Origin of the sequence: Flavobacterium pokkalii (genome assembly GCF_014596575.1) — a bacterium.
In the GTDB taxonomy this organism is placed as follows: Bacteria; Bacteroidota; Bacteroidia; order Flavobacteriales; family Flavobacteriaceae; genus Flavobacterium; species Flavobacterium pokkalii.
On the sequence record NZ_NASZ01000016.1, the window covers coordinates 37564 to 51697 of the forward strand.

At 35.0% G+C, this 14134-nt stretch carries 12 protein-coding genes and 1 tRNA gene; 6 read left to right on the forward strand and 7 right to left on the reverse strand.

The features are described from left to right. The first annotated feature begins 230 nt into the window (after window positions 1–230). Window positions 231–1229, forward strand: coding sequence for a GntR family transcriptional regulator (locus B6A10_RS10785; RefSeq protein ID WP_188220888.1), 999 nt, complete (start codon window positions 231–233; stop codon window positions 1227–1229). 43 nt (window positions 1230–1272) lie between these two features. On the opposite strand, the gene B6A10_RS10790 is transcribed toward B6A10_RS10785, so the two are convergent. From B6A10_RS10790 to B6A10_RS10820, 7 genes are all read right to left on the reverse strand, one after another. Further along, window positions 1273–2019: a YoaK family protein gene (locus B6A10_RS10790; RefSeq protein WP_188220889.1), complete on the reverse strand. Its 747-nt coding sequence runs from the start codon at window positions 2017–2019 to the stop codon at window positions 1273–1275. Window positions 2020–2149: 130 nt separating this feature from the next. Next, window positions 2150–2236, reverse strand: a tRNA-Ser gene (locus B6A10_RS10795). A 55-nt stretch (window positions 2237–2291) separates the two neighbouring features. Then, entirely contained in the window at window positions 2292–3323 is a 1032-nt protein-coding gene (locus tag B6A10_RS10800) for an asparaginase (RefSeq protein WP_188220890.1), read from the reverse strand. Beyond that, window positions 3307–4449, reverse strand: coding sequence for a 1-acyl-sn-glycerol-3-phosphate acyltransferase (locus tag B6A10_RS10805; RefSeq protein WP_055091851.1), 1143 nt, complete (start codon window positions 4447–4449; stop codon window positions 3307–3309). The genes B6A10_RS10800 and B6A10_RS10805 overlap by 17 nt, the downstream gene beginning before the upstream one ends. A 60-nt stretch (window positions 4450–4509) precedes the next feature. Further along, on the reverse strand, window positions 4510–5289 hold the full coding sequence (locus B6A10_RS10810; protein WP_188220891.1) for a TatD family hydrolase: 780 nt from the start codon (window positions 5287–5289) through the stop codon (window positions 4510–4512). A 154-nt stretch (window positions 5290–5443) separates the two neighbouring features. After that, window positions 5444–6166 carry a tetratricopeptide repeat protein gene (locus B6A10_RS10815; protein WP_188220892.1) on the reverse strand — a complete coding sequence of 241 codons (723 nt, stop codon included), beginning with the start codon at window positions 6164–6166 and terminating at the stop codon, window positions 5444–5446. Continuing rightward, a complete protein-coding gene (locus B6A10_RS10820) occupies window positions 6163–6753 on the reverse strand; it encodes an RNA polymerase sigma factor (protein ID WP_188220893.1) in 591 nt (196 codons plus the stop codon). The genes B6A10_RS10815 and B6A10_RS10820 overlap by 4 nt, the downstream gene beginning before the upstream one ends. Before the next feature lie 330 nt (window positions 6754–7083). Here B6A10_RS10820 and B6A10_RS10825 point away from each other — a divergent pair, with 330 nt between their 5' ends. From B6A10_RS10825 to B6A10_RS10845, 5 genes are all read left to right on the forward strand, one after another. Continuing rightward, window positions 7084–8049, forward strand: coding sequence for a hypothetical protein (locus tag B6A10_RS10825; RefSeq protein WP_188220894.1), 966 nt, complete (start codon window positions 7084–7086; stop codon window positions 8047–8049). A 123-nt stretch (window positions 8050–8172) separates the two neighbouring features. Continuing rightward, complete coding sequence (locus B6A10_RS10830) at window positions 8173–10128, forward strand: PKD domain-containing protein (RefSeq protein WP_188220895.1); 1956 nt, start codon at window positions 8173–8175, stop codon at window positions 10126–10128. A gap of 128 nt (window positions 10129–10256) precedes the next feature. Further along, a complete protein-coding gene (locus B6A10_RS10835; RefSeq protein ID WP_238929394.1) occupies window positions 10257–12914 on the forward strand; it encodes a CHAT domain-containing protein in 2658 nt (885 codons plus the stop codon). After that, window positions 12874–13353, forward strand: coding sequence for a retropepsin-like aspartic protease (locus B6A10_RS10840; RefSeq protein WP_188220896.1), 480 nt, complete (start codon window positions 12874–12876; stop codon window positions 13351–13353). The genes B6A10_RS10835 and B6A10_RS10840 overlap by 41 nt, the downstream gene beginning before the upstream one ends. Beyond that, on the forward strand, window positions 13334–14098 hold the full coding sequence (locus B6A10_RS10845; RefSeq protein ID WP_194431835.1) for a hypothetical protein: 765 nt from the start codon (window positions 13334–13336) through the stop codon (window positions 14096–14098). Before B6A10_RS10840 ends, B6A10_RS10845 begins: the two co-directional genes overlap by 20 nt. The last annotated feature ends 36 nt before the right edge of the window (window positions 14099–14134 follow it).

The following is a 14134-nucleotide window of genomic DNA, read 5'->3' on the forward strand; positions in this document are numbered from 1 at the left end:
TTTTTTTTCAATCGTATTTTTAGCAACTAACTAACAAATGTAAACACAACAATTACAAAAACAAACCAGCTCCTACCAGTTTTTCAATTTAACTACCGGATACTATTTGAAACTAAAAAGTTGCCTTTTCGAAACGAAACAACTAAAGAAATCCGAACAACATATCTTAAAAAACCATACCACTATACACCGGTTTTTTTATACCTTTACAAGCCGTCAATTTTCCGAATATGAAACTAATATCCATCAGTAAAAGACAAAATCTACCAAAATACAAGCAAATCATTTTGTCGATAGAAATGTCGATTGCTGAAAAAAGACTGAAAAGAGGGGACAAATTACCTTCGGTAAACAAAGTATCTCTCGAATTTGGAATTTCCCGGGACACCGTTTTATTAGCCTATGACGAACTCAAAAAAAGAGGAATTATCTATGCTATTTTAGGGAAAGGTTATTATGTAAAAAGTGAAGATTTTAGTTTTGAACAACGCATTTTCTTATTGTTTGACGAGTTGAATGCTTTCAAAGAAGATTTATATAATTCTTTTTTGGAAACCATCAACCGAAATGCCCAAATTGACACTTTTTTCCATTATTTCAATCCCGAAGTTTTTAAAAAACTCATTCATGATAACAACGGAAATTATTCGAAATACATCATCATGCCTACTAATTTGATTAATGCTGCAGCCGTAATCAACACCCTGCCGGAAGAAGATGTTTTTATCTTAGACCAGACCAATCCGGAGCTAAAACACTTTCCATCGGTTCATCAAAACCACCATAAGGACACTTTTAACGCTCTGGAATCGGGCAAAAACAAAATAAAACAATACAAAAAACTCATTTTGATTTTTTCCAGCTACAAACAACCCATCGGAATGCGGGAAGGTTTTATTGATTTTTGTCAAAAAAACCAATTGCATTACGACATCATTTCCAATTTTGAAAACAACGAAATCCAAAAAGGCGACCTTTACATTATTCCGGACGACCGCCATTTAGTAAACGTTATCGAGCAATCTAAAAAGCAAAAATTGATTATCGGAAAAGACATTGGTATCATTTCATACAATGATACTCCGCTAAAAAAAGTAGTAGGTGACGGCATCACCACCATTTCAACCGATTTCAAAGAAATGGGACGCATTTTGGCCGAATTAATCATGAACCGACAAAAAGAACAAGTGGAAAACAAAAGCAGTTTGATTGTAAGGAATTCTTTGTAGTTAAATATTCCTAACAAACTTCAAAAAAAAAAAAAAAAAAACACTAAGAAAAACTGCTTCTCCTTTGTAAATGTTTTCGTTTGGCTTTTATCAGATTGTACCGCATTTTATCGAGCAACAAACTTATCAGCAAAATTAAAGCCGCAACTATTAATGTTTTCAGTTTCAAATTCAATTTGGAATAACAAAGTCCACCAAATAAACCTCCTGCAAAAAAGAATGCAATAATATAAATTCGGAGTTTGATACTTTCCTTTAATTTTTCCTTATCAGGATGTAATTCGGGGAAAAACAAATGAGAAACATCAATTCCTAAATCGGTAAACAAACCCGTAAGATGAGTAGTTCTCACTACCGCGTTTGAAATTTTTGTCACAAAAGAATTTTGAAGTCCCATCGCGAAAAGCAAAGCACAAACTATTAAATCAGGAAAACCTTTAGCAAAAGAATCGCTTAAAAAACCAATAATTATCAAGATAAAGAACTCTATAGTTGTTGGAAAAACATAGATTTTGAGTTCTTTGTTTTTCCCAAATTTCTCCGTTAAAAACCCGGAAGTAAATGAACCCAAAAAGAAAAAAAAGATATAAAGAAAATAAACGGTTCCTTTCCAAAAATCAAAATTAGAAACATCATTAATAAACAAAGCAAAATGTCCTGTAACATTAGTCGTTAGTTGCCTGAACGCCAAAAAACCGCTTACATTTACAATCCCGGCCACAAAGGACAAAACAGTCGCAATTCTCAGATTATGTACTAAAGTTCTTTTTTTGCCCTGATGTCTGAACATTGTATGCGAATTAATTAATTTCCAACATTGTATTACTGCTAAGTTACTAAAACGAACTGAGTAAGAAACAACAAACCCCTAAAAAACATATGTTTTTTAGGGGTTTTAACTTACTTTATATACACTTTAGCAGAGAGGATGGGATTCGAACCCACGATGCAGTTACCCACATACAAACTTTCCAGGCTTGCTCCTTCAACCACTCGGACACCTCTCTATTTTGAGTTTGCAAATAACTAGAAAAAAATTGAGTTAGAAAAACAAAAAATGAATTATTCTGTCATTTCTCCTCTAAGGGATGTTTCATAAACCGATTTAAAATCTTTTGGCGCTATATTTTGACTAAGCAAAAACATCAATTTAGTGATTGCAGCTTCGGTGGTAATGTCTTTTCCGGAAATTACGCCAATCTTTTTCATATCCGAACTGGTTTCATATTGTCCCATATTGACACTTCCCGCCGAGCATTGCGTAACATTAACTACCTGAACCCCTTTATTAATTGTTGTTTCCAAAGCATTTAAAAACCAACTTTCGGTTGTAGCATTTCCGGAACCGTAGGTTTCTAAAACAATTCCTTTTAATTCAGAAATAGCTAAAATAGCGGTAAAAATCCTTTCGCTCATACCCGGAAACATTTTCACAATCACCACATTCGTATCAAATGAATAGCAAACGTTTAATTCTTTTTCTTTGGCTATAGCCCAAAACAATTCCGATTTAAAGTTCAAATAAACGCCCGATTCGGCTAATGCGGGATAATTTGGCGAACAAAAAGCATTAAAATTCTCCGAATTTATCTTCGTAGTCCGATTGCCACGATACAATTTGTATTCAAAATAAAGGCAAACTTCCCGAATTACTGCCCGATTATTTTCGCGCATGGACGCAATTTGAATCGCGGTGATTAAATTTTCTTTAGCATCGGTACGCAAATCGCCAATAGGAAGCTGAGAACCCGTTAAAATAACCGGTTTTGCCAAATTTTCGAGCATAAAACTCAACGCCGAAGCCGTATAAGACATTGTATCTGAGCCGTGAAGCACCACAAAACCATCAAATTGATTATAATTAGTTTCCACCACTGAAGCAATAGCTCTCCAATGTTCCGGATTCATATCCGAAGAATCTATAGGTTTTTCAAAAGAAAAAGTTTCAATTTCGCAATCCAGCTGTTTTAACTCAGGAACTCTTTGTAATAATTTACTAAAGTTGAACGCTTTTAATGCTCCGGTTTTTAAATCCTTTTGCATCCCAATGGTTCCCCCGGTGTAAATCAGCAGAATTTTAGTCCTTGAGTTCATGCGAATATTTCATTTTGTTAACCACCGGATTAGCATACATGGCTAATATTCCCTGCCAGGCAACAGGATTAGTCGCATCAATTCGTTGTTCCAGTCTTCTAACAAAAACCGCTTTTTCATCCGGTGTATATTGGTTCGAATATTTATCTGTTTCATTCAAAATATCATACGCAATATAATTGGTAGGCCACAACTTATAGCTATTCAGGATTGAATCGTCAATTGCCTGAGCTAAAGCCTGAATTTGTTTATTTACATTGTCATTTTCGGCTACAATAGCATCAATTTCCGTGTCTAAAACTTTTCCAATGTGAATGTAAATGCGTTTCTTTTGCCCTAAAGCACCACTCAAAATGGTCATAAAATCCTCATTTTCCTGCTTTACATACACTTCATTATTGGCTTCAGCTAATAATTGCGGCATTTTTAAAGCATCAGTAGGATCGTATTCATAGGAAATAGATACCGGAACTATCTTTAATTTTTTGAAATAATCCATCAAATTAGCCTCATCCGAAGCCATTCCTATCATTTTTAAAACACCCGGATTTGTAGCATCATTTCCGTCTTTGGTTCTTCCTTCACGTTGCGCAATCCACACCGAACGGTTTTCATGCAACAACAATTGATTGATATATTCGGATAACAATTTAGAACTTTGCAACATTTCTCTTGGTCCCAAACCACGTTGCACCAAAAAGTTTCTATTCAATTTAGCCAAAACATGCAAAAATGGCTGTTTTACCAAATTATCTCCAATGGCCGAAGCCGTCATCACCAAATCATGCTCAAACAAAGTAGCATTGAGCAAAGTAGTATCTAACAAAATGTCACGGTGATTGGAAACAAACAAATAGGAAGTGTTAGGTTCTAAATGTTCGAAACCGGAAGTCGATAAACCTTCTGAACTTTTTTCCAGCACTTTTTGAACCGATTGGTAAATAAAATTACACTGAAAATCACGAATCGAATGCGTTTTCAACAATTGTTCTTTCCAAACTTCATCGGCTAGATCAGGAAAAGAGAAATTCATCAGAGACTTTAACATCGGGTGATGAAGCACTTCTTTAATCGCTTTATTTATTTCAGAATCATAATACGGCCGAATCTCGTCAAACTTTTGCATTATTGGTATTATTAAAAAACAAATGAACAAAAAAAATATTAAACTTTTGCGAATTACGTTTTAAATCCCAAAAATTGCTTTCGAATTTTCGGTAGTGATTCGGGCAATTTCATCGGCAGAAATACCATAAAGCGATGATAACTTATCAATTACCTTAACCAAATAACTGCTTTCATTTCTTTTTCCACGGTATGGAACCGGAGCCAGATAAGGCGCATCGGTTTCTAAAACAATATGTTGAATATCAATTTGATTCAAAAATTGGTCAATTTTTCCATTTTTAAAAGTGACTACTCCGCCAATTCCTAATTTCATATTATAAGACAAAGCCTGAAGCGCCTGCTCATAAGTTCCGGAAAAACAATGAAAAATCCCGAACAAATCATCCGATTTTTCTTCTTCCAAAACCGCAAAAACCTCATCAAAAGCTTCCCGACAATGAATCACAATAGGCAATTTATATTTTTTGGCCAGCTGAATTTGTCTCTTAAAAGCTTGTTGTTGCTCTTTTAAATGGTTTTTATCCCAGTACAAATCAATCCCGATTTCGCCAATAGCATAGAATTTTCGCTTTTTTAATTCATCTTCGACAAATTGCAATTCGTCCAAATAATTTTCCTTCACATGCGTAGGATGTACTCCGGTCATCAAAAAAATATGCTCCGGATATTTCGCTTCCAAATCATACATGGCAGCGGTATAAGCCGAATCGATAGCCGGAATAAAAAAACGAGTCACTCCGGCATCCAGAGCTCGTTGCATCATTTCGTCTCTATCGGGAGCAAATTCTTCGCTGTATAAATGGGTGTGGGTATCGGTAATGATGGGTTTTGTTTCCAATGCTAAAGTTTAAGAATGCAAAATTGCAAAGATTTTTAAAAACTAACCACAAAAGACACAAAAGTTTCACCTCAATTACATTTAAAAACAAAAGACACAAAGTGTAAAATCTTTGTGTCTTTTGTTTTCCTTTGTTTCTTATGTGTTTAAAAACCTAATCCAGCTTATCTAGCAATTCCTGAACCTTATCATAATGCTCGTAATCCGAAGGAATCTCTAAAAGAATTTCTTTGCAGGATTTATAATCTTTTTGTTTTAATTTGGCCAAAGCCAAAGCATAAATCGCTTTATTTTTATAAACAGAATTACCTGATTTTATTTGGTTAAACTCTGCTTCGGCTTGTTTTATTCGGTTGTTTTCCAATAAGGAAATCCCATAAAAATATTGAATCTCAGCCGATTGTTTTTCTTTTAAAACAGCCTCAAAAAGCGGAATTGCCCTTTTATAATCCTTAGCATTAAAAGCATTTTCAGCTTCTTTTACTAGCTCTAACCCCTCGCCTCTTTCGGTTAAATAGGCATTCTCAAATTGATTATAATCTTCAAATTTAGGTTCGGAAGGATGAAACAAAAACAAGCCCAACAGCAAAATTACGGTAGCCGCCGCCATATAAACATACGGTTTCATCGAAATAAGTTTCGCTTTTTTAGGTTTGAAATAGTCCCGGGAAATATTTTTCAAATTAGTTTCAAATGTCTCTCGATCCACTGCAAAATCAAATTTGGTTTCCAGTTGCAATTGCACTTCTTTGAAAGTTTCAAATTCTGATTTCAATTCTGCATTCTCAGAAAGTTGCTTTTCAAAATCCAATCGGTCTTTTTCAGACAATTCGCCTTGAAGATATTGATCAAACAATAGGTATATTTCTTCTTTCATGGCTCCTGTTTTTTTAATGTTTTAAAACTACTGTGTTCCTGAATCCACTGCGTCAACTGACCCGTACAGAGCGATTTTTTCTTCCTCACATAAGCATAACTCACATTTAGTTTTTGAGCTACTTCTTCCATCGATTTCAAGGTAAAACTCCATTTTAAAACTTCCTGACATTTTTCGCCTAAACGCTGAAACATGGCATCAAAAAGCTGTTGTTTTTCTTCAAATAATTCTGTTTGTGCCACCATTTCTTCTGTGGGTTCATTAACAGATGTAAAATCGTCCGAAATTGTTACCCCTTTATTCGAGGATTTTTTGAGTTCATTCAACCATTTTCTTTTACACAATAAAAAAAAGTAGGCATCAAACGGACAAGTCAGCTGCAATTTACCAGCCTTTGCCTGATTAAACAGTAAAATCATTATTTCCTGAACCACATCCTGCGCCTGATCTTCATCTCCCGAGTTGTTCCTGATATACGAAACAACCTTGGGAACATACTTTTTATAAATAGAATGAATCACTGCCGAATCATTATTCGCCAATCCTTCGATTAAATATTGATCAGGGTGTAATTGGGTTTTAATCATAGAAAAAAATTTATCGAAAATACTAAAAATTAGGGTAACAATTTTAAAACCATATTGATATATCACTGTAAGCGTTCTTAAACATTAAAAAAAATCCAAATGACAGGGTAACAATTCAAAACCACTGTTGATATAGTAATATGAAACAAAAAAAATCTGAAATATCCCGACGCTTCGGGACAGATTAAAGGATAACAAATTATTTAACCAACGGATATATAAACAGAAATCAAAAAAAATTAAACCACTGGGGTAACAATTTCAAAACCGAATTGATATAACAGTAAAAACAGAAAAATCATTTTAAACAATAATTAAAATCAAGAAATCATGAGAACAAATTTTAAAACCATCGGACTTTTATTTTTAGCGGCAATTTCATTTGTAAGTTGCGAAAATGACAACGAACACATTCCGGCAACAGCTGCCGCTTTTGCAGACGTAAGACAGGCTGCTTTAGACAAAATCACTCAGAAATTTACCTTCAATGCCGAGGATGGAGCCCAAACATTTACTTCTGAAAACGGTGTAAAAATCACCATCAACGGAAGCTGTTTAACCAAAGACGGAAATCCGGTAACCGGCGAAGTAAAAATCGAATATGTAGAACTTTTTGACAAAGGAAACATGTTAGTAACCAACAAACCTACTATGGGAATTATGGCTGACGGAAACCGAAACTTACTCATTTCCGGAGGAGAATTCTTTATCAAAGCCACTCAGGACGGAAAAGAATTAGCAACTGCTTGCAACATCACTTTAATGATTCCGGCCGATCTTACCGGAGGAGTTGACAACGCCATGACTTTATGGAACGGAATTATTGACGACGAAGGAAATCTAGCCTGGAAAGATGCCCGTAACGATGGTGCCAACGGAAAAGGTGGCGTTCAGGCCGAAGGAAACAACTATTATGTAAGTTTTGGAAACTTTGGCTGGACAAATGTGGATAAATTCTACAGCGACCCAAGACCTAAAACTACGATTCTTGCCGATGCTCCGGAAGGATATGACAACACAAATAGTGCCATCTATTTGTCTTATGACGGCGAAGGAACTAACGCTCTAGCAAAACTGGACACTTACACTGCTCAAGGATTATTTAGCGAACACTACGGACAAATTCCAATTGGTTTAGCCTGTCACGTAATTTTTGTAACCGAAGAAAACGGAAACTGGAGATACGCTATCAAAGGAGTAACTGTTCAGGCTAATGACGTGTACACTTTTACAATGGCTGAAACCACTGTTGGCACCGAAGCCCAATTAATTGCCGCAATCAATGCGATCCAATAAAGATTCCCAAATTTAAATTCTGAAAAAAGTGGTGATTTGCTCATCACTTTTTTCTATTTTTAAAAGATTTTAATCCTTAACCAACCAAGAATTAGTCGCTTTCCCAACAAACCAAAACTGATTATGAAACCACTATTTTCTTTTCTCTTTATTCTTTTTTCTTTGCTCTTATTTTCCCAAAAAAAAGTCAAAGATACCGTTACCCGACGAGCCGCAATAAACTACCATCAAAACGGGAATATGGTTCTATTCAAACCCGAAACACCTCCGCTAATCCCAATCGCAGGCGCACCCAAACCCAGTTTTTCCTATCTGTGGGAGTTTGGCGATGGCTCTTACAGTAAAGCAGCCGAACCCAAACACAGCTACAAAAACAAAGGAACTTACACCACCCGATTAACTGTAACCAACAATTACGATAACGGAAAACCACCCGCTACCCGACCCAAAAAAGTAGTGATTAATGAAATCTCAGATAAAAATTTTGACGAAATCGCCTATGCTGCTAACCAAAACGGCTTTGCCTTACAAAAAAACTGTGACCCTATTCCAAATCAGCAAATGGAAGTAATTCTGAGTTATCAAAACTTGGAAAATTATGTTACCAGCGGGAAAATCTATCTTTTTTACAACGAAAAACAATTCAAAGACAACAATTTTGAACTGACCGATTTTAGAACTTATGCAGGCGAAAGAGAAGTAAAAGAAAACACTTTTGCTGTTGCAAATGAAATGGATCAAACTCATTCCTATGTTGCTTCCGCAAATTCAACTTTTTCAAATAAAAAATACGAAAACACCACCACCGAAGAAGATTTAGACGCCACACTTGCCCAAGCCCGCGAAACTTTTGAAAATGTCAGCATTCTGGAATTTGACGATGCTAATCCTCAGGAAACCCGCAATGTTTTTTACACTTTCAAAACCACTCCTGAAATGCTGAAAGATACCAGCGCCACCATCACGATGCGCGGCATTTATGTTCCCAATAGAAGTTACAAAAACCATAAAGTAAAAAATCTGGAAATGGAAATCGTCACTTCCCACGACCCCAACAAAATGGGCTCTAACGGAAGTTTTATGAATTATAGATTGGTTCGTTTTAAAAGAGTCAATTTCAAAACCCGTTTTCAAAACAACGGCGAAGGTCCTGCACGAACAATCCGCCTGGAAACCGATATTCCGGATATGTTTGACAAAAAAACCTTCCGCATTGAAGGCATGTACCCCGAATGTCCTATTTGTCCCAAAGACGAAGTTCCAACCACGAGTTGTCTGGACACTATTATCAAACAAAAACAAATCATTTTTACCTTTAAAAACATTTACCTACCGGGAAGTGAACAAAAAAACGTAAAAGAAAAAGACAGTACTAAAGGCTTTGTAAAATACTCGATGAAATTCAACAAGGATTTTCATAAAGTAAATACGAAAAGCAGAACAGCAATTATTTTTGACAAAAATGAACCCATTATAACTAATTATGCCACCACCCGATTCCTACCGGGAATTTCTATTGGTGCTAAAGCAGGATATAATTTCTATCCAAATTTAGATAAATCAACCAGCTATTTTGCCGGATTTACCATTTCCCCTTATAAATCTTATCGTTTTTACTGGCAAGCTGAATTAATCAATAACAAAAATGATTACAACTCAAACACATCCATAACGAATGGTTTTACTTCTAATGCTAACGGATTACGTCAAGCAACACGTACTACAGAAACCACTAGTTATTCCAATTTCAATAACGAAATTCCATTGCTTATTCGTTATAATATCAACAACTATATCGGAATTGGTGCCGGAGTGCAAGCCAATATCAATGCATCGCAAAAAGAGGAACGTTACACTAAAATAGAAACTTTTGAAACCGAAAAACCCGATTCTCCAATTATCGACACTAAAGAAAGTAGTATTTCAAACTCTAAAAGTTTTACCAATTTCAAATCAGGATTATTACTGGATACCACATTTGGATTTGCCCGTATCGGTCCCAGTTTAGGCGTTCGTTATGTGATGAATTTCAAGGAGAATTTTAATTATGTTCAGGTGTATGGAATATGGAAGTTTTAGTTTTTTTTAAACCAGATAAATCACAAAAGTTAGTTTTGTCATTCCGACGAAGGAGGAATCTCATCAAGTGGGATTGTTTTACCAATTCGTTGTCGTTCATGTCCTACTTCGTCAGAATGACAAACTGGATGAAAACGATTTTCATTACATTATTCCTTTCACAAATTTGTTTCTCTCAAAGTCAATCATTGGAAGATAAAATCTACTATGCAGTTGATTCCTTTGTAGCACAACCATCAGCAGAAAATTTAAAATCCCTAAACATAACAGAGAATATTTTTTGGAAAAATCCAAAAACAAAAACAAAAGATGAATTACTGGCCATTGTAATCTTAAATTGCAACAAAGCCTATTATGAAAATCAGTTTAACCAACTTCAATCAGCCATTTCCTCTTATGAAAAAGCTTGGAAAACTTATCAAAAATACAAACTCAACAATTATGACATAGTAGAATATTGCTTAAAACCTTTGGGAAATTTATATACCATTATTGGCGATTACGACAATGCCGAAAACACCATCAAAGAGTATTATTACATTGCAACCCAACATAAAAATCAACAACAACAATATGCTGCTGTATTGAATTTATCGAATGTGTATCAAAACTCAGGTAAAATTGATTTAGCTATCAACTTACTAGAAAAAACCATTCAAACCGAAAAATTATCCAAAACCCAAAAAGGGATTCTGCTGAATAATTTGGGGAACAACTATGTATTAATATACAGGAGACCAATTCCTCCGGTTCCACCGATTAAAGAACATTTTTTCGAAAATCTAGAGGGGTCGTATCTTGAAGCTATCAAATTATTACAAACCGATAAAACCCAAACCGAGACTTTGGCAAATTGTTACAGAAACTTAGCTTCTATAAATTTGCAATGGCAAAAATTTGACTTGGCCAATTCTTATTTTGAAAAAGCCAAAAACTATTTTCATACAACTCCTAATCTTTCTACCCGCAAAATAGCACAATTCAAATATGAAGAGGCTTCCCTACTATTTCAACAACAAAAACTAAAGGAATCTACCTCTGCTATTACTGCTGTATTCAAAATATTAATCCCAAATTATTCCAATAAGAAAAGCGTTTTACCTAATCAAAAATCACTCTATTCCGAAACAACTTTATTGGATGCTTTAGACTTAAAAGCAGCCATTTTAAGTAAAGAAAACCAACCCAAAAAAGCATTAGACGCCTACCAATTAGCTTTTTACATCGAAGAATTGTTAGCGAACATGATGATTTATGAAAACTCAAAAATCATCAATCAAAATCGTGTTCGTCTAAGAACTGAAAAATGCATTGCCATTTATGATTTATTGTATCAAAAAGAACAAAAACAAAGTTATATCGAAGCGGCTTTTCAATTGGCGGAGCAAAGCAAATCGGGAGTCCTGAAAAACTATTTATCACAAAACAAAACCATTTCCCAAAAACAAAAAGGCTATATCGTACAATTGCAAAACTGGAGCAATCTTATTCTGAAAGAACAACAAAAAGGGAATTTGGCCAATATCAAAAAAATAAACGAAGCCATCGAAAAACAAAATGGACTCATGCTTTCGCTAAAACAAATTCGAGCAGAAAATAACGCTTCTGAAAAAGAAACAACCGACATTAAGGCTTTGCTAGCCAAATTAGAAAAAGACAAAGCCATGATGATTGAATATTTTTCAGGGTTTGAAAAAATGTATTTTTTTATTCTTGATAGCAATAGAATTAGACTTGATTTTTATTGGGACAACCATACTGCAACGCCAAGAATTATTTCGTTTTTAGATTATTTCAGCGATGCCAATAAAATTATTGACAACCTTTCGAACTATAATCATTATGGACATTCCTTATATAAAATGCTAAAATTACCAGTAAATTCAAATTACAAAAACCTCATCATCATTCCGGACGGGATTTTAAATTTCCTGCCTTTTGAAGCTTTAATCACCGAAGAATCTAACACTACCAACTTTGCTCAAATGCATTTCATACTGAATGATTTCAACATTGGTTATGAAAATTCGGCTCAGTTTTATTTGTCACCAAATCAAAAAAACAACAATCCAGAGAAGAAAGTTTTAGGCATTTTTCCGGTTTTCGAAAAAACATCTTTGGAATTGTCTTATTCTAAAAATGAGATGCAGTCAATTAGGCAAAATTTCGAAGGAAGCTATTTAGCAAATACTAATGCAACTTTTGAAAACTTCAAAAAAAATGCTGCTAATTATTCGATTTTACATCTCTCCACCCATGCCGATGCAGGTGATATTGTAAGTCCGGCGAGTATCAAATTTTTCGATCAGGACATTCTCTATTCCGAATTGTATCATTTGAATCTCAATCCTGATTTGGTTGTTCTAAGTGCTTGTGAAACGGGTATTGGCAAACTTTATAAAGGCGAAGGGAGCATGAGCGTTGCCCGTGGATTTCAATTTGCCGGAGCGCAAAATTTGTTATTTTCCTTATGGAAAGTCAACGATTACACGACCTCCGTTTTTATGGATTCTTTTTACCGAAATATCAAAAGCGGACAGTCTTATCTGGAAGCGAATGCCAATGCAAAAAGAGATTTCCTGAAAAACCCTAATATTTCCAATGCTAAGAAATCGCCTTACTACTGGAGTGCTTTTGTGTATTATGGTGCTATCGAAAAAAAGGACAACAGTCTGTATTATGCTACTATTATTTTGGGAATTGTAACTGCAATTGCTTTAATTTGGCTTCTTATTCGCTACCGAAATGAAAAATCTGCACGAAATTCTCAAAAAAGAAAACTATAAAAAGGTAAAATTCAAAATTACCAAAACCCAACATCTGTTGATTAAAGCCAAAATCAACGATGTAACCGGACATTTTATTCTGGATACGGGAGCTTCGAACAGCTGTGTTGGTTTTGAACATATCGAATTGTTTCATTTAAACGCCGAAGATTCTAAAACTAAGGCTTCCGGCGCCGGAGCTACAGGAATGCTTACCCAAACGGCATCGCAAAATAAACTCCAACTGGGTTCGTGGAAAAACAATGATTTCGACTTAATTATTTTTGACATGTCGCACGTAAACGAAGCTTTAACTGCTTATAAAGCAAAAACGGTGGACGGAATCATTGGCGCAGATGTTTTATTGAAAGGCAAAGCCATTATTGATTATTACAATAATTTCTTATATTTACGACAGCCAATCAAAAAAACTAAACATCATGATAAAAAACTACGCTAAAGCCGTCTGTTTGGCGCTGGGATTACTATTATTCTCCTGTTCTACAGAAGATACCGTTGACGAAAGTCCAGTGACAACAGTAATTTCTAATTCTAATTCTGACACTTCAGTGACTGCAAAAGGAGCTCCAACAAAACCCACAACGGCAACCATTTGGGAATTCAATGATATAAACGAATGGGAAGACGCTACACAGGTAGGATTTCCAAACTACTATATTGACAACGACACCCTGCATATGTTTACCAATGCGAATACCTGGGAAAGAACCAAAATAAAATCGACTGCAACTTATACAACAGGAACTTATTCCTGGCGGGTTTATGTTCCTGAAATGGGCGTAGGCGATTGCGCCAGCATTGGGGCATTTTTATACAATGACGACACCCACGAACTCGATTTTGAAATCGGTTACGGCAACACCGCTATCCGTCAGGAATTAGATGCTGCTTCAGATGATCTTATTGTGTATATGACTTCCCAAGGAAATCCTTTCTATTCTTTTCAAAGTAAAATCAAAAGAAATCAATGGTACACTTTAAGTATTAATTTGTCTCTAAATAATAAGAAAAAATACGTTGCAACCTGGAAAATTGACAATCAAATTTTAACTACTAAAACACTCACTTATGGTAGTCAAACGAAGTTTAAAATCTTTTGCAGTGTAGAAAACCTAACATTTATTGGCGATCATATTCCTTACACACAAAATTATGCCTTATTTGATTGGGTAGAATTCAAATAAAAATTTAAAAACTTAATTATCTACCGCAGATTCACA

Excerpts from the sequence above, each read along its gene's own strand:
- B6A10_RS10785 (WP_188220888.1), top strand. The coding sequence starts at position 231 with ATGAAACTAATATCCATCAGTAAAAGACAAAATCTACCAAAATACAAG.
- B6A10_RS10790 (WP_188220889.1), bottom strand. The coding sequence starts at position 2,019 with ATGTTCAGACATCAGGGCAAAAAAAGAACTTTAGTACATAATCTGAGA.
- B6A10_RS10800 (WP_188220890.1), bottom strand. The coding sequence starts at position 3,323 with ATGAACTCAAGGACTAAAATTCTGCTGATTTACACCGGGGGAACCATT.
- B6A10_RS10805 (WP_055091851.1), bottom strand. The coding sequence starts at position 4,449 with ATGCAAAAGTTTGACGAGATTCGGCCGTATTATGATTCTGAAATAAAT.
- B6A10_RS10815 (WP_188220892.1), bottom strand. The coding sequence starts at position 6,166 with ATGAAAGAAGAAATATACCTATTGTTTGATCAATATCTTCAAGGCGAA.
- B6A10_RS10820 (WP_188220893.1), bottom strand. The coding sequence starts at position 6,753 with ATGATTAAAACCCAATTACACCCTGATCAATATTTAATCGAAGGATTG.
- B6A10_RS10825 (WP_188220894.1), top strand. The coding sequence starts at position 7,084 with ATGAGAACAAATTTTAAAACCATCGGACTTTTATTTTTAGCGGCAATT.
- B6A10_RS10830 (WP_188220895.1), top strand. The coding sequence starts at position 8,173 with ATGAAACCACTATTTTCTTTTCTCTTTATTCTTTTTTCTTTGCTCTTA.
- B6A10_RS10835 (WP_238929394.1), top strand. The coding sequence starts at position 10,257 with ATGAAAACGATTTTCATTACATTATTCCTTTCACAAATTTGTTTCTCT.
- B6A10_RS10840 (WP_188220896.1), top strand. The coding sequence starts at position 12,874 with ATGAAAAATCTGCACGAAATTCTCAAAAAAGAAAACTATAAAAAGGTA.
- B6A10_RS10845 (WP_194431835.1), top strand. The coding sequence starts at position 13,334 with ATGATAAAAAACTACGCTAAAGCCGTCTGTTTGGCGCTGGGATTACTA.